Source organism: Streptomyces sp. NPDC021224 (genome assembly GCF_044332905.1).
GTDB lineage: Bacteria > Actinomycetota > Actinomycetes > Streptomycetales > Streptomycetaceae > Actinacidiphila.
Genome location: NZ_JBIRPW010000014.1, coordinates 49,887 through 67,941, shown reverse-complemented (window position 1 = coordinate 67,941; position 18,055 = coordinate 49,887). Strand labels below are relative to the sequence as shown.

Here is an 18,055-nt window from a genome sequence, read left to right as displayed (position 1 = left end):
GGGTCAGCTCCCGGCGGCCGCGAGGGCGTCGAAGAGCCGGCGCAGGTCGGTGAGCGCGTCGTCCAGTGCGGTCTGCGGGTCGGCGGCGCGTGCGATGGCCATCGCGCTCTCGCTGAGGCCGCCGTAGAGCAGGGAGGTGAGCGGGTCGGCCGGGCGGTCGGGCAGGGCCCCCTTGCGGACGGCGCGGGCGACTCCCCGGCGGGTCAGCTCGCGGCAGTTGTCGTCGAGTTCGCGCATCGACTCCCAGCCGAGGGCGCCGGGCGCGTCGAGGAGGGTGATGCGCTGCACGCCGGGGTCGAGCGAGGCCTCCAGGTAGGCGCGGCAGCTCTCGAAGACGGCCCCCCACGGGTCGGTGACGGTGCGGTAGGCGGCGGTGATGCGCTCGTTGAGGCGTTCCTGCTCTCGGGCGTAGACGGCGGCGAAGAGCTGTTTCTTGCCGGAGAAGTGGTGGTAAAGGGCGCCTTTGGTCACCCCGGCGCGGTCGCAGACCGCGTCCAGGGAGGTGGCGGCGTATCCGGCGGTCGCGAAGAGCGCGCGGGCCGCGGCCAGCAGGTCCTCGACCGTCGCGTCCGAGCGCTCCTGCTGCGTCGGGCGCACCCGGGCCTGCCCCGCGCCGTGTCCGGTCGCCGTACGCGCTGTCGTCACGGCCGTCCTCCTGTCCTGCCCGCCTTGCCGCGCGTGTCGGCGCGACGCCGCCCCCGTCCGTCTCTGATCCGTCCCCCCACCCTAGCCAACGGCACTGCTTGACAGTCACATACCTACGGTATGTATGTTGCGTACCGCAGGTATGTTTCCTTTGTCGAGACCAAGGACGACCATGTCTCCTCCCGCCGGTTCCTCAGGTCCCTCCGCCCCCGCCACCGCCGCTTCCGCCGGCCGGGAGGGCGCCGCAACCACGCCCCCGGACGGCGGCTCCCCGGCGAAACCGGGCACCGTGCTGCTGCTCAGCGCCGGGGCGACCTTCATCGCGTTCCTCGACACCACCGTCGTCAACGTCGCCTTTCCCGACCTGGCCGCGAGCTTCCCCCAGGACAAGGTCTCCGACCTGTCGTGGGTGGTCAGCAGCTACGCCGTGCTCTTCGCGGCGCTCCTGACCCCGGCGGGGCGCATCGCCGACACCTTCGGCCGCAGGAAGCTCTTCCTCATCTCGCTCACCGGCTTCACCCTCACCTCCGCGCTGTGCGCCGCCGCGCAGAACCTGCCGCTGCTCATCACCGCCCGCGCCCTCCAGGGCGCCACGGCGGCCGGCATGATCCCGGCCGCGCTCGGCCTGCTGCTCGCCACCACCCCGCCGCAGCGCCTTCCCGCGGCCATAGGCGCCTGGGGCGCGGCCGGGTCCATGGCCACCGCGGCGGGGCCCGCGCTCGGCGGCGTGCTGGTCGACGCCTTCGGCTGGCGCGCGGTCTTCCTGATCAACGTCCCCGTCGGCGCCGCCCTCGTCCTGGCGGGCCTGCGCGGCCTGCCCGAACGGACCGGCGCGCAGCGGCGGCTGCCCGACCCGCTGGGCACGGCCGCGGTGACCGCGGGCATCGCGCTGCTGGTGCTGGGACTGACCAAGGGCAGCGACTGGGGCTGGGGCGAGGCCGCCACCGTGGCGAGCGTCGCGGGCGGCGCGGCACTGATCGCGCTCGCGCTGCTGCGCTCGGCCCGCCACCAGGCGCCGGCCGTGGAGATCTCGCTCTTCCGCAGCCCGGCCTTCGCGGTGTCGTCGGGCGCCGCGGCCTTCACCGGGGCGGCGCTCTTCGCCTGGCTGCTCAGCAGCCCGCTGTTCCTCACCACGGTGTGGCACTACTCGGTGCTCAAGGCCGGTTTCGCCGTCACGCCGGGCGCCCTGACGTCGGCGGTCGCCGCCGTCGCGGTCGGCAAACGGGCCAGGCCGCACCAACTGCCCGCCGTGGTCGCGGTGTCGATGGCGGCGTTCACCGCGGTCGGCGTGTGGATGTACCTCGGCCTGGGGTCCGACGCCCGCTTCCTGTCCCTGTGGCTGCCGATGGGCCTGGTCGGCGGTGCCGCCTTCGGCGGCGCCCTGACCGCCCTGTCCACGGCGGCGGCCCGGTCCCTGCCGCCGCAGCAGTTCGCCTCCGGTGTCGGCATGACGACCACGGCCCGGCAGCTGGGCGGATCGCTCGGCGTGGCCGCGACCGCCTCGGTGATCGCCGCGCACGGACTGGCGGGGCCCCAGGCCTACCGCGACGTCTTCCTCGTCTGCGCGCTACTGGCCGCGGGCGCCGCCGTGGTGGGCCTGGCCATGGGCCGCACCCTGCCGAAGGAGTCCTGACATGGCCGGGAGAAGCCCTGACGTGGCCCGCACGAGCGACCCCGACGCCGGATCCTCCGGCGCGGGCGGCCACCCCACCGAGGCCGCCGACCCGTACTGCCTCGGCGCGGGCGAGAGCGGCGAACTGCTGCGCGGGGCGCCCTGGCGGCGCTTCGCGGTGCTGGGCGACAGCCTCGCCGAGGGCCTGGGCGACCCGCTGCCCGGCTACCGCACGGCGTCCTGGGCCGACCGCACCGCCGAGGCGCTGCGGGCCGCGGCGCCGGGCCTGGAGTATCTCAACCTCGGGACCCGCGGACTGACGACGACCCAGGTACGGGCCCAGCAGTCCGGTCCGGCGGCCGACTTCGCGCCCGATCTGGTCGCCGTCGTCTGCGGGGGCAACGACCTGCTGCTGCCGGGCTTCTCCCCCGACGCGGTCGCCGCCGAGATGGACCTGCTCTTCGCCGGGGTCGCCGCTCCCGGCACCACCGTCCTCACCTTCTCCCTGCTCGACGTGACCGCCGCCGTGCCCGAGCTGCGCGGCGGTCCGCTGGAGGAGGGCCTGGCGGTGCTCAACGGCATCGTCCGCGGGGCCGCGCGGCGCCACGGGGCGCTGGTGGTCGAGATGGAGGGCCATCCCGCGGCGGGCGACCGCGACCTCTACAGCGCCGACCTCGTCCACGCCTCCGCCCGCGGCCACGCGGTGATCGCGGCGGCGGTGCTGCGGGAGCTGGGCGCGGCGGTCCCGCGGGCGCGGGACAGGGCGGGCCTGACACCGGCCTGACAGCCGGAAGGGCCCGACGTCCGAAAGCCTGAACCGCCCGGCGCCGGAGAGCCGGAGGGGCCCGGCGCCGGACCGGCTGACGGGGCGTGACCCGGGCGTACGGGGGGCGTCGCGAGTTGTCCACAGGGCGCTCGGGCGAGGGTTGCCGTCCTGATTCCTATGGTTCAGCATAGGAATCAGGACGGCAACGCGAGCGGGGAGCGCATCATGGACGACTTCGGCAGGGAAGCCTTCAGCGGCGGCAGCGACGGCGAGGCGGGCAAGGGGCTCGACTACTCGCCGGGCTTCGGCAACGAGCACAGCAGCGAGGCGGTGCCCGGCGCACTCCCGGTGGGGCGGAACGCCCCGCAGCGCGCCCCCTTCGGGCTGTACGCCGAGCAGCTCAGCGGCACCGCCTTCACCGAGCCGCGTGCGCACAACCGGCGCAGCTGGCTCTACCGGATCCGGCCCTCCGCCGCGCATCCCCCCTTCCACCGGGTGCCCAACGGCGCGCTGCGCAGCGGCCCCTTCCAGGACGTCGAGCCCGATCCCAACCGGCTGCGCTGGGGCCCGCTCCCGCTGCCCGAGGAGCCCACCGACTTCGTGCAGGGCCTGGTCACCGTGGGGGGAAACGGCGACGTGCTGCGCCGCGAGGGCATCGGCATCCACTGGTACGGCGCCAACCGCCCGATGAGCGGGCGGGTGTTCTCCAGTGCGGACGGCGAGTTCCTGATCGTGCCGCAGCAGTGCGCGCTGCTGCTGCGGACGGAGTTCGGCCGGCTGCGGGCCGAGCCGGGCCAGGTCGCGCTGATCCCGCGCGGTGTCCGCTTCGCGGTCGATGTGCCGGACGGCACCGCCCGCGGCTACGTGTGCGAGAACTACGGCCGCCCCTTCCAGCTGCCCGAGCTGGGCCCGATCGGCGCCAACGGCCTCGCCAACGCACGGGATTTCCTCGCCCCCGTCGCCGCGTACGAGGACGGGGACGAGGAGACCGACGTCGTCAACAAGTTCGGCGGCAATCTGTGGGCGGCGCGCTACGACCACTCGCCGCTCGACGTGGTGGCCTGGCACGGCAGCCATGTGCCGTACCTGTACGACCTGCGCCGTTTCAACGTGCTGGGGTCGATCAGCTACGACCACCCGGATCCGTCGATCTTCACGGTGCTCACGTCGCCCTCCGACACCCCGGGCCTGGCCGGTGCGGATTTCGTGGTCTTCGCGCCGCGCTGGCTGGTCGGCGAGGACACCTTCCGCCCGCCGTACTTCCACCGCAATGTGATGTCGGAGTTCATGGGCCTGATCGAGGGTGCCTACGACGCCAAGGCGGAGGGTTTCGTGCCCGGCGGCGCCTCGCTGCACAACATGATGTCCGCGCACGGCCCGGACCGGACCACCTTCGACCGGGCCAGCACCGCCGAGCTGGCACCGCAGCGGGTGGACGACGGCCTGGCGTTCATGTTCGAGACGCGCTGGCCGGTCGTGCCCACCGACTTCGCCCTGTCCGCCGGGCACCGGCAGCCGGACTACGACGCGGTGTGGGAGGGCCTTGAGAGAAACTTCCGGCTGTGACCTCCTTCGCTCCCGATTCCCTGGTGCTGAACCGCAAGCTGCCGCTGTGGTACCAGGTCTCGCAGTCGCTGCGCGCGTCGATACTGGGCCGCCGCCAGGACGACCCGCTGCGGCTGCCGACCGAGGACGCCCTCGCCGGGCACTACGGCGTGAGCGTGCTCACCATGCGGCAGGCGCTCAAGGAACTGGAGGACGAGGGCCTGATCTCCCGGCACCGCAAGCGGGGCACGTTCATCGAACCGACGGCGCTGCGCGGCGCCCCGGTGCGGCTGCTGGGCTCGGTCGACGCGATCGTGGCGCAGCAGTCCGGCGGGCGCACCGCGGTCTTCCAGCACGGCCCGTCGGCGCTGCCGCCCGAGGTGCGCGAGCACTTCCCCGGGCTGGACGAAGCGGTGGCCTTCCGCCGGCTGCGCTGCGACGAGCGAGGGGAGCCGACCAACTGGGCGGAGAACTTCCTCCGTCCGGAGACGGCCGCGGCGATCGACCTGGCCGACCTGGAGCGCTGGCCGATGACCAAGGTGCTCAAGGACGTGCTGGGGGTGCGGATCAGCCGGATCACCGACACGGTGGAGGCGCGGCTGGCCGACCCGGAGACGGCCCGGCTGCTGCGGGTGCCGCTGCTCAGTCCGATCCTGCACTACACGGGAGTCACCTACGACGAGTCGGGGCGGGCTGTGGACGTGGTACGGATCCACTACCGGGGAGACCGCTTCTCCTTCACGGTGACGATGGAGGCGCGCTGAGCGGCGTCAGTAGCATGCGTGCGGTGAGCGACAACGCGCCCCTGCTGCACGACCTGATGCCCTGGTCCGTGGCGCCGCTGCGCATCGGCCGCGGCTGGCCGCTGGCACCGGACGCGGCGACGCTGCGCGCGCGCTGGGCGCTGTTCACCGCCGCGGGCGAGCAGCAGCGCGAGAAGCTGCTGCATCCCAGCCGGGCGCGCGGGCTGCACAGCAGGGTCGGCCAGCTGCCGGGGCACCGCACGGCGACAACGGCGCTGGCGCGCGAGGACGGGCCCTGCCCCGAGCCCGTGCCGATCGCGCACGGGGCCTACGACCGGCAGTGGCTGATACCCGATCACCGGCTCATCGACGCCGCCCGGCCCGAGTTGTGGCGGGTGCTGGACGGGCAGCAGGTCTTCGCGGTGGAGCAGGCGTTCCTGCCGGAGGTGGCCGAGCCGCCGGTGTCGTTCGCCGCGCTGCTGCCCGACGGCCGCTCACCCGCGGGCCGTCCGGGCCGGATCCGCCCGCTGTTCCGGCAGCCGGGCGGCCGGGACCCGAATCTCGCACCGGGCCTGACGCAAGCGCTGTCCGCGGCCTACGGGACCGAGGTGACGGCGTACGACGTGCTGGCCTGGGTCGCCGCCGCCGGGTACGCGGCGCCCGAGGGCTGCCGGGTGCCCCTTCCCGCCGATGCCGGGCCGTGGCGGGAAGGGGTGGCGCTGGGCGCGCGGCTGGTGTGGCTGCACACCCGCGGCGCCCGTTTCGCCGACCCCGCCGCGGGCCGCGACCCCGGCGGGCCCCGGCTGCCCGGCGGCAGCCGCCCCTACGTCCGCGCGCCGCTGCCCGCGGCCCCCGGGCCCGACGAGCTGGAGTACGACCCCGAGCAGCGCGAGCTGCGGATCGGCGCGGGCCGCGTCTCGCCCGTCTCCCCCGCCGCGTGGCAGCGCACGGCGGGCGGGGTGCGGGTCCTTCAGGCCTGGTGGGAGCGGCGGACGGCGCCGGGGGCGCCCGGCTCGCTGGAGGCGCTGCGCCCGCCGCCGTGGACCAGGTCGAGCACCTCGGAGCTGCTGGAGACGATCAGCGTGCTGACGCTGCTCGCCGAACTGGACGCCGAACGCCGCGAGCTGGCCGGCCGTCTCGCCCCGCGGCCGGGGCAGGCCGAGGTCGGGCGGGGCCGGGACGGGGTGGGTACGGCGGCGCTGCGGGAGGCGGGCGTGCTGCCGGTACCGGCGGCCAGGCGCCGCCCCGCGTCCGTACTGGACCACCGGGAAGAGGGCCCTGACGGGCAGTTCGCGCTGGTGTGAGCGCGCCGGGCGGGCGGGGAGGCGGGGAGAGCGCGGCCCGGGGCGCCGGACGGCCCGCGGGGAGAGGCGGGCACGACAGGGCGCGAACAGCGGGAGTCGGGGCAGCCCGGCGCACGGCAGCCGCGTCCGCGGACCGGCACCGTACGCGAACGGCGGCTGCTCAGTGGCAGCGGGAGGCGGTCAGCGGCGGTTGCCGAACAGCGACCTGCGCAGCCGGCGCAGCGGGGCGAAGAGCGAGACCCTGGCCCCGCGGTTGGCCGTGGCGTGGCTCACGGGACGCGACGTCAGCTCACGCATGAGCACGGTCGCCTCCTCGGCCTCGCGCTGGGGGACGGCGGGACCGGCCAGTATCGACAGATGCCGGTCGAGCCGCGCGCTGGACGCGCCCGTCCCCGCGTTGATGGCAGGCACTCTGGGCCTGCTCCGCATCGCTATCTGTTCCATGACTCTCCCCACCCTGACGAGGGCTGCCCGGCACGGGCAGGCTAAACCCTATCGCCCCGCCGCGTCACCCGTGCATCCCCCGTCCGACCATGATGCCCGATTCACCACCGCTTCAAGGGTGTTGACGCCTTCTCGGCAGCGTCGCGCACCGTCGCCCACCACGGTACCCGCCGGTCGGGGGTGCGCGCGCGGCCCGCCCGGAGGGCGGCGGGTCCCGTCGCGAGGATCCGAAAAGCGCTGGGCCGATCGGGTGGTTCTGACAGATCATGGCCCCATGTCCGTGACATCCGGCGAGCCTGGGGGGCATGTGCCGCCCGCCGCCCCAGCAGCATCGGCGGCGGAGTCCGGGCGGCCCGCGGGCCCGACCGCGCCGCACCGCGCCCTGCCCCTCCATGTGGGCCTCGACGACAGCGATTCGCTCTCCGACGTGGTCGACGCCCTCTTCATGGGCCGTTTCGCCGCCGGTGAGCAGCCGTTCGCGCGCGGCGCCGCGCTGGACAGCGTCAAGCCCGACCGCACCCTGCTGCCGCCGGACGCGACCGTGCTGCGGCAGGCCCGCGCCAAGGACCGCAGCGCCACCCTCGCCGAGGGGGACGGCTGGACGGTCCTGGTCTCGCGCTGGAGCCGCGGCGCCGACGTCACAGTGACCGCCGTGACCGACGAACTGGCCGAGCAGGTCCTCGGCTCGGCCGTGGAAGGCGCCGAGGACACGCCCGAACCGGAGCCGGAGAGCGTCACCATGGGCTTCTGGTACGTCTCGCAGCGCCGCGGCCCGCACCGGACGACCCGGCAGATCGCCGCCGCGCCCTGGGAGGAGCTGCGCGGCAACTACACCGCGAAGGTCGCCGAGGCGATGGACGGGCTGATGAAGACCGGCGCCGACGACATCACCGGCCGGCTGCTGCTGCTCCACGGCCCGCCCGGCACGGGCAAGACGTCGGCGCTGCGCACACTGGCCCGCTCGTGGCGCGACTGGTGCCAGGTCGACTGCGTGCTGGACCCCGAGCGGCTGTTCAACGACATCGGCTACCTGATGGACATCGCGATCGGCGAGGACGAGGGCGCCTCCGGCGGCCGCTGGCGCCTGCTGCTGCTGGAGGACTGCGACGAGCTGATCCGCGGCCAGGCCAAGCACGCCGCGGGCCAGGCCCTCTCCCGGCTGCTCAACCTCACCGACGGGCTGCTCGGCCAGGGCCGCAACGTCCTGGTGGGCATCACCACCAACGAGGACCTGGAACGCCTGCACCCCGCGGTCGTCCGCCCCGGCCGCTGCCTGGCCAGGATCGAGGTCGGCCCGCTCTCCCGCGAGGAGGCGACCGGCTGGCTCGGCACCTCCGAGGGCATCGGCCGCGACGGCGCGACACTCGCCGAGCTGTACGCGCTGCGCCGCGGCACCAACCCGGCACTGCGCCCGGCCCCGCAGGCCGCCGACGGGCTCTACCTGTAGCGGGTCACTCCCCGGCGTCCCCGTAGGCCGCGCGCAGCGCCTCGTGCACGGCGGCGAGCGAGGCCGCGCGGTCCAGGCCGAGACGGCGGGCCCGGTCGACGTACGAGGCGGCCGCGGCGGCGACCTCGCGGGCCAGGGCGTCGGCCGCGGCCACATAGGTGCCGTGCCGTCCCCGGGTCTCGATCACCCCGTCGGCCTCCAGCGCCCGGTAGGCCTTGGCGACCGTGTTGGCCGCCAGCCCCGACTGCTCGGCCAGCCCCCGCACGGTGGGCAGCTTGTACCCCACCGGCAGCCTCCCGGCCCGCGCCTCGTCCGCGATCTGCCCGCGCACCTGCTCGTACGGCGGCACGGCCGAGGCCGCGTCGATGGTGATCTCCAGCGTCATACCGGGGATCCTGGCACAGCCCGCCCGGCCCCGGCTGCTACCCCTCACCGGCGGGCACGGGACCCGCTCCCGGCGGTTCCGGGACCGCGAGTGTGGCCGGGAGGACGGCGGTGGGGCCGAAGCGGTGGCGGGCGCGGTCGGCGGCCGCCTCCAGGGCGCGGGCGCGGTCCTCGGCGGGGTCCATGCTGAGCTGGCGGTGGGCGGCCTCGCGCGGGGCGAGCCGGTCGGCGCGCAGGGTGAGGGACCGTACCCGGGCGCGTTGCAGTCCCAGCGAGGCGAGGATGCCGAGGGCCGCGGCCGCCAGGTCGGGCGAGTGGTCGGTGGGTTCGGGCAGGGCGCGGGTCCGGGTGGTGGAACTGCGGTCGGCGTAGCGGACGGTGAGGGTGAGGCCGCCGGTGACCTGGTGTTCGGCCCGCAGCCGGCGGCCGAGCTGTTCGGCGAGCCCGAGGACGCCCTGGTGGTGCCGGCCGGGGTCCAGGCAGTCCCGCGCGTAGTGGAGGTCGGCGGCCAGCTGGGCCGCGGGCGCCCGGGGGGTGACCGGGCGGGGGTCGCGGCCGCGGGCGCGTTCGGCCAGCAGCCGGGCCGGGCCCGCGCCCAGGATGCGCTGGAGGGTCGCCGGGGGGAGGTCGGCGACCTGGCCGACGGTGTGCAGGCCGTAGCGCCCGAGGGCGGCGGCGGTGGCCTGGCCGACGCCGGGCAGCGCGGTCAGCGGGCGGGGGCGCAGCCAGCGCTCCATGGCGTCCTGGTCGCGCGGGATCTGCGTGGTCTGCCGCGGCTGCGACGCCGCCGCCATCGCGGCGAGCATCCGGTTGCCCGCGAGACCGGCGCTGCTCGCGATGCCGTAGAGCGCCATGAGCCGCATCCGGGCCATCTGGAGCAGTTCGTAGGGGTCCTGGCCGAAGTAGCGCAGTGCCGAGGTCAGGTCGAGCTGGACGGCGTCGGGCGGGAAGGCCTGGACGTGCGGGGTGATGTCGCCGAGCAGCGCGAGCGCGGCGGCGTAGCGCCCGTCGTCGAGCGTGCCGTGCAGCCGCAGGTGGGCGATGTGCCGCGGGCGCGGACCGGCCGGGGCGGCCGGGACCGTACGGCCGGGGGCGGCCTGCGGGCCGGCGGGGGCCTCCCCGGCGGCGGACGGCGCAACGAGCCGAGGGCCGGGATCCGGCCGGCCCGTGGGCCGCGGCGACAGCGGCGCGGCAGGAGCAGGGGCAGGGGCAGGGGCAGGCTGCGCGTCCGGACCGGACACCGCGGCCTCCGCGTCCGGACCGGACTCCCGGCGAAGCCCGGGACGCGGCTCCGGATCCGTGTCCGCGACCGGCTCCGCGACCGGCTCCGCGCGGAGTCCCGGGCGGCGGGGCGTACGCGTCATCCCGCGCTCCCCGGGCTGCGGTGGCCGAGGCGGCGCAGGTCGGCGGTGCGGGTGCCGGCGGGCTGGAGGTCGGCGTAGGGGTGGAGTCGGGCACCGGCCGTGCCGTGTTCCAGGGTGCGGCCGGGGGGCTGCGCCGGGGTGGGCTGCGGGCCGTCCGCGCCGAGCAGCGCGAGCGCGGCCTCGGGCCCGTCGTCGCGCCGGGTGGCGGCGACCTTCTCCAGGTCCCAGGCCATGGTGCCGACGACGGTGCGGCGGGTGCCGCGGACCTGGACCGTACCGCGCACCAGCAGCAGCCCGGAGTGGAAGACGGTGTGCGCGCAGGCCTCGTGGGAGTCCTCGAAGAAGGCCAGGTCCACCAGTCCGGAACCGTCCTCCAGGGTGACGAAGATGATGCGCTTGCCGCTGGCGATCGGCGGGGTCTGGGTCGCGGCCCGCACCCCGGCGACCAGGACCTGGCGGCCGGCCGGGAGGGCGGCGAGGTGGGCGGCGTCGGTCGCGCCGATCTCCCGCAGCAGCCGGTGGTGGTGCTCCATCAGGTGCCGGGAGACGTCGATGCCGAGGGCGTCCAGCTCCGCGCCGAGGGCCTCCCGGCCGGTCAGCTCGGGCACCCCGCTGGGGTCGGAGCCGCCGATCGCGCCCGCGTCCAGCGGCAGCTGGCCCTCGCCCGCGGTGCGGACGCGGGACTGCCGGTGCAGCTCGGCGATCTGCAGCAGCAGGTCGCGCCGGGTGAGCCGGCCGTCGTGCAGCGCGTCGAGCGCGCCGATCTCGGCGAGCCGCTCGGCGACCGGGCGGCTGGGGCGGCCGCGCTGCCAGAAGTCGGACAGCGAGGCGTACGGGCTGCCCGCGGCGATCCGTTCGCACTCCTCCGCGGTGATCCCGCGGACCCCGGACAGGGCGAGCCGCACCCCCCAGCGCTCCCCCTCGGCGCGTTCCACGACGTGTCCGGGCCGGGAGCGGTTGACGTCGACGGGCAGCACGGGCACGCCGCCCCGGCGGGCGTCGGCGACGATGACGCGCTTGGGCCACATGCCGGGGTCGTGCTCCAGCAGGCCCGCGAGCAGGAAGGCCGGGTGGTGCGCCTTGAGCCAGGCGGACTGGAGGGCGGGGACGGCGAAGGCCACGGCGTGCGCGCGGCAGAAGCCGTACGCGCCGAAGGACTCGACGGTGGCCCACACCTCGTCGCGGACCCCGGCGGAGAAGCCGCGGGCGGCGGCGGCGCGGTGGAACCACTCCCTGATCATCGGCAGGTGCTCCTTGTCGCCGAGCAGCCGGCGGCCCACCTCGGCGCGGTCCCGGCCGCAGCCGGTCATGACGTCCAGCGTCTCGATGACCTGCTCGTGCCAGATCGTCACGCCGTAGGTGTCGGCGAGGACGGGCTCCAGGGCCTTGTGGGCGTAGTGCGGGTCGCCGCCGTGCCGGGCGGCGATGTAGCGCTCGGGCATGCCGCCCTGGACGGGGCCGGGCCGGAAGAGGCTGATGTCGGCGATGACGTCCTGGACGTCCCGGGGCTGGAGCCGGGAGAGGAGGTCCTGCTGGCCGGGCGACTCCAGCTGGAACATCCCGATGGTGTTGCTGGCCTGGATGAGCTTGAAGGCGAAGACGTCGTCCAGCGGGACCTGCCGCGGGTCGTCCAGGTCGATCCGGTCGCCGGTGGCGCGCTCGATCTCGGCGACGGCGTGCGCCATCGCGGACTGCATCCGCACCGCCAGCACGTCGAGCTTGATGTTGCCCAGCGCCTCGACCTCCTCCTTCGCCGCCATCGCCATCGGGTAGTCGCCCTGCGGGGTGGGCTGCACCGGCAGCCGGTCCAGCAGCGTCGCGTCGCTGATGATCACCCCGCACGGGTGCATGGCCATGCCGTGGACGAGCGAGTCCAGGCCCTCGGCCAGCTCCCACAGCGGGCCGTAGCGCGGTGCCTCGGCGGCGAGGGCGCGCAGCTCGGGGAGTTCGGCGAGGGCGCCGGTGATGTCGGACGCGCGCAGGTGCGGGAAGCTCTTGGCGATGCGGTCCACCTCGTGCGGCGGGATGCCGAGCGCGAGCCCGGTGTCGCGCAGCGCCCGGCGGGCCCGGTAGGTCTCGGGCATCGCGGTGACGGCGACGCGCTCGTGCCCGAAGCGGCGGAAGACCGCGTCGTACGCCTCCAGCCGCCGCGCCGACTCCACGTCGATGTCGATGTCGGGCAGGTTCCGGCGGCGCTCGCTGAGGAAGCGTTCGAACAGCAGGTGGTGGTCGAGCGGGTTGGCGGTGGCGATGCCGAGGGCGTGGCAGACCATCGACCCGGCGCCCGAGCCGCGGGCGGCGACCCGGATGCCCAGCTCGCGGATGTCGGTGACGACCTGCCCGACGGCCAGGAAGTACGAGTCGTAGCCCAGGTCGCCGATGATGCCCAGCTCGCTCTCCAGCCGCTCCCGCGCCGCCGGTTCGCGGTCCAGGCCGCGCCGTTCCAGGCCCGCGGCGCAGCGCCGCCGCAGCTCGTCGCGCGCCCCGCCGGGCGGGGCGCCGACGACCTCGGCCTCGGGGAAGTGCCGGGCGCCGAGTCCGAGGTCCGCCTGCGGGTCGAGGCGGCAGGCGGCGGCGGTCGCGGCGGTGTCGGCGAGCAGCCGCCCGGCCCTGCGGGGGCCCGCGCCGGCGCATTCGGCGATCCGCTGCGCGATCCGGGTCATCTCCGGCTCGTCCTTGAGCCAGCGCTCCCCGCCGTCCAGGCGCCGCCGGTCGACGGGCCGCAGCAGCCGGGCGGCGTCCAGGACGTCGGCGAGCCGGTGCTGCGCGGGGTCGGCGTAGCGGACGGCGTTGGTGAGCACCACGGGCGTACGGGTGCGGTCGGCCAGCGCGAGGGTACGGGCGGCCAGCCGCAGCGAGCCGGGTCCGGTGCCGGGCCTGCCGTGCACGACCGCCTCAAGACGCAGGCCCTCCGTGCCGAAGATCTCCCACCAGGGCCGCAGCAGCGCCACCGCGACGTCCTCCCGGCCCGCGGCCAGCGCGCGCACCGGCTCGGACACCGGCCCGAGCAGCGCGGTCAGCCCGGCGCCGCCGTGCTCGCGCAGCGCCTCCCACGGGACCTCCACGGGCGCCGCGCCGGAGGCGGTGCCCGCGTGCGCCGCCGAGGTGATCCGGCACAGCCGGGCCCAGCCCTCGCGGTCGCGGGCGAGCAGGGTGAAGCGCAGCGGCGGTTCGAGGACGTGCGCCCCGCCGCGTACGGGGGTGCGCCGGGGCCCGGCCGGTGCCGTACCGGGGCCGGACGGTGTTCCGGGGCGCGTGCCGGGCGGGGGCGGGGCAAGCGGGCGGACGGCGAGGTCGATGCCGAAGACCGGCCGGACGCCGTGTTCGGCGCACGCCCGCGCGAAGCGGACCGCGCCGGTCACGGTGTCCCGGTCGGTCAGCGCGAGGGTGCCCATGCCGCGCTCGGCCGCTCGTGCGGCGAGCTGCTCGGGGTGCGCGGCGCCGTACCGCGCGGAGTAACCGGATGCGACATGCAGATGCGCGAAGCCCGCCATGTCGCACCTCCACTGCCCCACCCCTTTTCGGCCAGTCGTCCGATCGTCTCTCGTACGTTCGTTCGATTAGCGTATCGCGGTTGCCCCAGGTCAGCGAGCCGGAGCAGGGCACGGCAGCGGATCCGGCCACCGGGAGCGGCGGCCGGATCCGGACCTCTTACGTCATCTCCCGGGCGGGGCGGGCGACTTGGCGCCGTCGTACCGGCCGCGGGGCGCCGGGAGATTTCCGTCACGGCCGCCCGGCCGGTCCGCCGCCGGCCGGCGCAGCAGCACGAGCCACGCCGTGAGCACGCCGGCCGCCGCGGTCCCGGCGAGCTGGATCCGGTAGTCGGCCAGCGCGACGAGCCCCGCACCCAGCCCGGTGGCCAGCGCGGTGGGCCCGAAGACCACCGTGCCCGCGGCGGCGGCCACCCGGCCGACGAGCGCGGGCTCGGTGTGCTGCTGGACGGCGGTGAAGGCCGCGACGATCACCCACGGCAGCCCGATCCCGATCGCCACCGCCCCGCAGCACACGGTCGGCACCGACGGCACCACCCGCATCCCGACACCCGCGCTGAACAGCAGCAGCCCGGCGGCGGCGAAGACCCGCTCCGGCAGCCGGCGCATGACGGCGCCCGCGGCGATCCCGGCGGCCACCGAGCCCGCGCCCTGCACCGCGTAGATCACGCCGACGAACGCGGGCGGGCGGTGCAGTCCGGCGTCCACCAGGGCGTAGGTCGCGGCGCTGCTGACCCCGGACAGCAGCAGCGCCACCCCGCCCGCGCCCACCAGCCGCACCAGCAGCGGGTTGCCGCGCAGCGCCCGTACGCCCGCCGCGGTCTGCTCGTACCAGGACTCGGCGGGCGGGACGGGCGGCTGCTCCCGCACCCGCAGGGCCGCGAAGGCGAGCGCGGCCAGCGCGAACGTGACGGCGTCCAGCACGGCGACCGCGCCGCCGCCCCAGCGGACGAACAGGCCCGCCCCGGCCAGCGGGGCGAGCAGCTTCATGCTCTCGTTGACGGTCATCCGCAGCCCGTTGAAGTCGCCGCGCAGCTCGGCCGGGATCGCGCTGACCACCAGGCCCGCCTGGGCGGCGTCGCACAGCACCGACCCGACGCCGACCGCGGTGAGCACCGCGAGCAGCAGCCACACGTCCCCGCCCGCGCGGACGGCGAGCAGCGCGGGCAGCAGCACGGCCAGCGCCGCGTTCACCGCGACCAGCAGCGGGCGTCTGCGGACGCGGTCGGCGGCGGTGCCGAGCAGCGGTCCGACCAGGGTCGGCGCCCACACGCACGCGTTCACCGCGGCGGCCAGGCTGCTGGAGCCGGTGAGCGTCTTCACCCACACCCCGGCGACCAGCATCATCGCGGAGTCGCCGAATCCGGAGACCAGGACCCCGCCCAGATACGTCGTCGCGCTGCGGTCGCGCAGCACCTTCCTTACGGACATGACCCCCAACCTATTGCTTGGGAGTCGCCGGGAACACCCCGCCCCCGCAAGCGGAAGCGGTGTAATGGGTGTATGAGCACCACGGACCCCCTGCTCCGCGCCCTCGCCCACCCCGTACGGCTGCGCATCGTGTCGCTGGTCTGGAACGTCCCGCTGTCCGCCGCCGAGCTGTCCCGCGAGCTGGGCATCTCGCACGCGCTCGCCAGCCAGCACCTGCGCCGGCTGGACGCGGTCGGGCTGGTCGAGCTGGCCGAGGTGCGGGAGAAGCGCGGCGGGCGCGAGCGCCGCTACCGCGCGGTGCACGGCTCCCCGCTGTCCGACCAGCGCCACGAGGGCACCCGGCTGATCGCCGAGGCCATGGCGCACAACCTGCGCGAGCGCGCGGGCCGGCGCGCGCCGGGCGCCGAGGGCGTGACCACGGACGCGGAGCTGTGGGTCGCCCCCGAGGTCTGGACGGGCTTCCGGCACCGGCTCGCCGCGCTGTTCGCGGAGCTGCACGACGCGGCGCGGGCCCCGCACGCGCCGGGCACGGTCGGCATCGGCGTGACGGCGATGGTCCTCCCCCTGGCAGAACCGGAGCCGGAACCGGAACCGGAGCCGGAGCCGGGGACGGGTACCGGGACCGGGACCGGGACCGAGTCCACGCCCTAGCGCTAGCCCCCGTCCGCCCGCTCCGACGCCCGCGCGGCGCGGGCCAGCCGGTCGGCCACCTCCCGCAGCCGCACGGTCAGTTCCGGCGGCTCGACCACCTCGAAGTCGACCCCCAGCATGCCGACGTACATCGCGATCGCCTCCAGCGTCTCGGCGCCGGTGCTCAGCTCGCACGTCCGGTCGTCCAGCACGGTGACCGTGCCGAAGCCGCCCCAGCCGCGGGTCCGGACGAACTCCGCGGTGGCGTGCAGCACGACGCGTGCCTGGTAGCGGTAGGCGCGCCGGGTGACGCCCTTGGCGACGTACGACGCGGCGTCCTCGGGCAGCTCGCGCGGGGTGAAGCGGGGGCCGGTGGGTGTCTTGGGCTCGATCCGGTCGGCGCGGAAGGTGCGCCAGTCGCCCCGCTCCACGTCGTAGGCGAGCAGGTACCAGCGCCGCCAGTGGTGCACCAGGCGGTAGGGCTCGACGGTCCGGCGGGTGGCGGAGCCGCCGTGGTCGCGGTAGTCGAAGCGCAGTCGCTCGTGGTCGCGGCAGGCGGCGCCGAGCGCGGTCAGCACGTCCTGGCCGACGGTCGGGCCGGGGCCGGGGGGCTGGACGGTGACGGCCTGCATCGCCTGGACGCGGTGCCGCAGCCGGGACGGCAGCACCTGTTCGAGCTTGGCCAGCGCGCGCTGCGAGGTCTCCTCGATGCCCTCGACGCTGCCGCCCGCGGCGGTGCGCAGGCTCAGCGCGACGACGACGGCCTCCTCGTCGTCCAGCAGCAGCGGCGGCAGCGCGGCCCCGGCGCCCAGCCGGTAGCCGCCGGCCGTGCCGGGGGCGGCGTGCACGGGGTAGCCGAGCGCCCGCAGCCGCTCGACGTCGCGCCGGACGGTCCGCGCGGTCACGTCGAGCCGCTGCGCCAGTTCGGGGCCGCTCCACTCGCGGCGGGACTGGAGCAGCGACAGCAGGCGCAGCAGCCGCGCGGAGGTTTCCAGCATGCCGCCAGTCTGCCAGCGCCCGCCGACAGGCCCGGGGCGGTACGGTCCCCGGGCAGCCGTACGCCCCCGCTGCCCAGGGAAACAGCGGGGGCGCGACTGGTGGCGCGCGGGGCGCTACCGGCGGGGCGTCAGTAGACGCTCACGCCGTACGCGCTGAGCGCCTCGGTGACCGGCTGGAAGAAGGTCGTACCGCCCGAGGTGCAGTTGCCGCTGCCGCCCGACGTCAGGCCGATGGCCTTGGTGCCGTCGTAGAGGGAGCCGCCGCTGTCGCCCGGCTCGGCGCAGACGTTGGTCTGGATCAGGCCGGAGACGATCTCGCCGTTGCCGTAGTTGACGGTGGCGTTCAGCGCCTGGACGGTGCCGCTGTGGATGCCGGTGGTGGAGCCGCGGCGCGTGACGTGCTCGCCGACGTAGGCGTTGGCGGCGCTGGTGATGTCCTGGCTGCCGACGGTGCCGTCGTGCGCGACGGAGGTGTCGTAGCGGACGATGCCGTAGTCGTTGCCGGGGAAGCTCGTCCCGACGGTCGGGCCGATGTACGAGCTGGAGCTGGTGTAGTAGTCGGGGTAGCCCTCGGTGCAGTGGCCCGCGGTCAGGAAGTAGTAGGTGCTGCCGCTGCGCACGTTGAAGCCGACCGAGCAGCGCCACTGCGTGGTGAGGATCGGGTCGCCGCCGGAGAGCAGCTTGCTGAAGCTGCCCGCCACGCGGTTGACGCGGACGGCGTCGCCGTAGCCCGCGGTGGCCTTGACCAGCGCGGACAACTGGGCGTCGGTCACCCGGCTGTCGGCGTTGACCTGGAGGGTGTCGGTACGCGGGTCGACCGCCCAGGAGGTGCCCGCGACGTCGGCGGTCTGCGCGGCGTTCGCGGCCTTCGCGAGCTGGGCGGAGCTGTGGGCGACCAGCCGCGGTGTGGCGCCCGCGGAGCGCACGGCGTCGGCCGCGGCCTTGCTGGTCACGTTGACGACCGAGGCGCCGGTCGCGGTGTCGTAGTACGACCCGGCGGTGCGGTCGGCACCGAGGGTGGCGGCCAGCGAGGCGGCCGCTCCGGGGGAGGCCTTCGCGGCGCCGGCAGCGGGGGTGAGGGCGCCGGCGGACGGGACGGCGAAGGCGGTCGCGGCGAGCATGCCGCTTGTGACGGCGAGGAGTTGTATGCGTCGGGTGGACTTCACTCGATCCTCCTGTGGGGATGGAGGTGGCTCCGGTCGGTGCTGGTCAGCGCCCGTCATTGTTGTCGGTGTACCGTCAAGAGCGCAC

Annotated in this window: 15 protein-coding genes; 7 read left to right on the top strand and 8 right to left on the bottom strand. The window is 75.7% G+C overall.

Annotation, left to right across the window (positions count from 1 at the left end; genetic code table 11):
- Positions 1–3: 3 nt before the first annotated feature.
- Entirely contained in the window at positions 4–645 is a 642-nt protein-coding gene (locus ACH4PY_RS28185; protein WP_398188788.1) for a TetR/AcrR family transcriptional regulator, read from the bottom strand.
- Between the two features lie 172 nt (positions 646–817).
- Here ACH4PY_RS28185 and ACH4PY_RS28180 point away from each other — a divergent pair, with 172 nt between their 5' ends.
- From ACH4PY_RS28180 to ACH4PY_RS28160, 5 genes are all read left to right on the top strand, one after another.
- A complete protein-coding gene (locus tag ACH4PY_RS28180) occupies positions 818–2,278 on the top strand; it encodes a DHA2 family efflux MFS transporter permease subunit (RefSeq protein WP_398188784.1) in 1,461 nt (486 codons plus the stop codon).
- 1 nt (position 2,279) lies between these two features.
- Positions 2,280–3,041, top strand: coding sequence for an SGNH/GDSL hydrolase family protein (locus ACH4PY_RS28175; protein ID WP_398188780.1), 762 nt, complete (start codon positions 2,280–2,282; stop codon positions 3,039–3,041).
- Positions 3,042–3,248: 207 nt separating this feature from the next.
- Positions 3,249–4,589 (top strand): homogentisate 1,2-dioxygenase, encoded by a 1,341-nt coding sequence (gene hmgA, locus ACH4PY_RS28170; protein ID WP_398188777.1) that lies wholly within the window; start codon positions 3,249–3,251, stop codon positions 4,587–4,589.
- Positions 4,586–5,332, top strand: a complete 747-nt coding sequence (locus ACH4PY_RS28165; RefSeq protein ID WP_398188774.1) for a GntR family transcriptional regulator — start codon at positions 4,586–4,588, stop codon at positions 5,330–5,332. Before hmgA ends, ACH4PY_RS28165 begins: the two co-directional genes overlap by 4 nt.
- 14 nt (positions 5,333–5,346) lie before the next feature.
- Positions 5,347–6,615, top strand: a complete 1,269-nt coding sequence (locus ACH4PY_RS28160; RefSeq protein ID WP_398188772.1) for a type ISP restriction/modification enzyme — start codon at positions 5,347–5,349, stop codon at positions 6,613–6,615.
- A gap of 180 nt (positions 6,616–6,795) precedes the next feature.
- On the opposite strand, the gene ACH4PY_RS28155 is transcribed toward ACH4PY_RS28160, so the two are convergent.
- Positions 6,796–7,059 carry a hypothetical protein gene (locus ACH4PY_RS28155; protein WP_398188769.1) on the bottom strand — a complete coding sequence of 88 codons (264 nt, stop codon included), beginning with the start codon at positions 7,057–7,059 and terminating at the stop codon, positions 6,796–6,798.
- A 274-nt stretch (positions 7,060–7,333) separates the two neighbouring features.
- Here ACH4PY_RS28155 and ACH4PY_RS28150 point away from each other — a divergent pair, with 274 nt between their 5' ends.
- On the top strand, positions 7,334–8,506 hold the full coding sequence (locus tag ACH4PY_RS28150; RefSeq protein WP_398188766.1) for a DUF5925 domain-containing protein: 1,173 nt from the start codon (positions 7,334–7,336) through the stop codon (positions 8,504–8,506).
- A 4-nt stretch (positions 8,507–8,510) separates the two neighbouring features.
- On the opposite strand, the gene ACH4PY_RS28145 is transcribed toward ACH4PY_RS28150, so the two are convergent.
- The 4 genes from ACH4PY_RS28145 to ACH4PY_RS28130 all read right to left on the bottom strand — a co-directional run bounded on the left by ACH4PY_RS28145 (position 8,511) and on the right by ACH4PY_RS28130 (position 15,176).
- On the bottom strand, positions 8,511–8,891 hold the full coding sequence (locus tag ACH4PY_RS28145; RefSeq protein WP_398188763.1) for a GntR family transcriptional regulator: 381 nt from the start codon (positions 8,889–8,891) through the stop codon (positions 8,511–8,513).
- Positions 8,892–8,928: 37 nt separating this feature from the next.
- Positions 8,929–9,933, bottom strand: coding sequence for a DNA polymerase thumb domain-containing protein (locus tag ACH4PY_RS28140; protein WP_398189116.1), 1,005 nt, complete (start codon positions 9,931–9,933; stop codon positions 8,929–8,931).
- Between the two features lie 317 nt (positions 9,934–10,250).
- A complete protein-coding gene (locus tag ACH4PY_RS28135; RefSeq protein WP_398188760.1) occupies positions 10,251–13,748 on the bottom strand; it encodes a DNA polymerase III subunit alpha in 3,498 nt (1,165 codons plus the stop codon).
- A 162-nt stretch (positions 13,749–13,910) separates the two neighbouring features.
- Positions 13,911–15,176: an MFS transporter gene (locus ACH4PY_RS28130; RefSeq protein ID WP_398188758.1), complete on the bottom strand. Its 1,266-nt coding sequence runs from the start codon at positions 15,174–15,176 to the stop codon at positions 13,911–13,913.
- A gap of 72 nt (positions 15,177–15,248) precedes the next feature.
- On the opposite strand from ACH4PY_RS28130, the gene ACH4PY_RS28125 reads away from it, so the two are divergent.
- Positions 15,249–15,827, top strand: a complete 579-nt coding sequence (locus ACH4PY_RS28125; RefSeq protein ID WP_398188755.1) for a helix-turn-helix domain-containing protein — start codon at positions 15,249–15,251, stop codon at positions 15,825–15,827.
- A 2-nt stretch (positions 15,828–15,829) separates the two neighbouring features.
- On the opposite strand, the gene ACH4PY_RS28120 is transcribed toward ACH4PY_RS28125, so the two are convergent.
- Positions 15,830–16,804: a helix-turn-helix transcriptional regulator gene (locus tag ACH4PY_RS28120; protein ID WP_398188752.1), complete on the bottom strand. Its 975-nt coding sequence runs from the start codon at positions 16,802–16,804 to the stop codon at positions 15,830–15,832.
- A 128-nt stretch (positions 16,805–16,932) separates the two neighbouring features.
- A complete protein-coding gene (locus ACH4PY_RS28115; protein ID WP_398189114.1) occupies positions 16,933–17,925 on the bottom strand; it encodes a S1 family peptidase in 993 nt (330 codons plus the stop codon).
- Between the last annotated feature and the right edge of the window lie 130 nt (positions 17,926–18,055).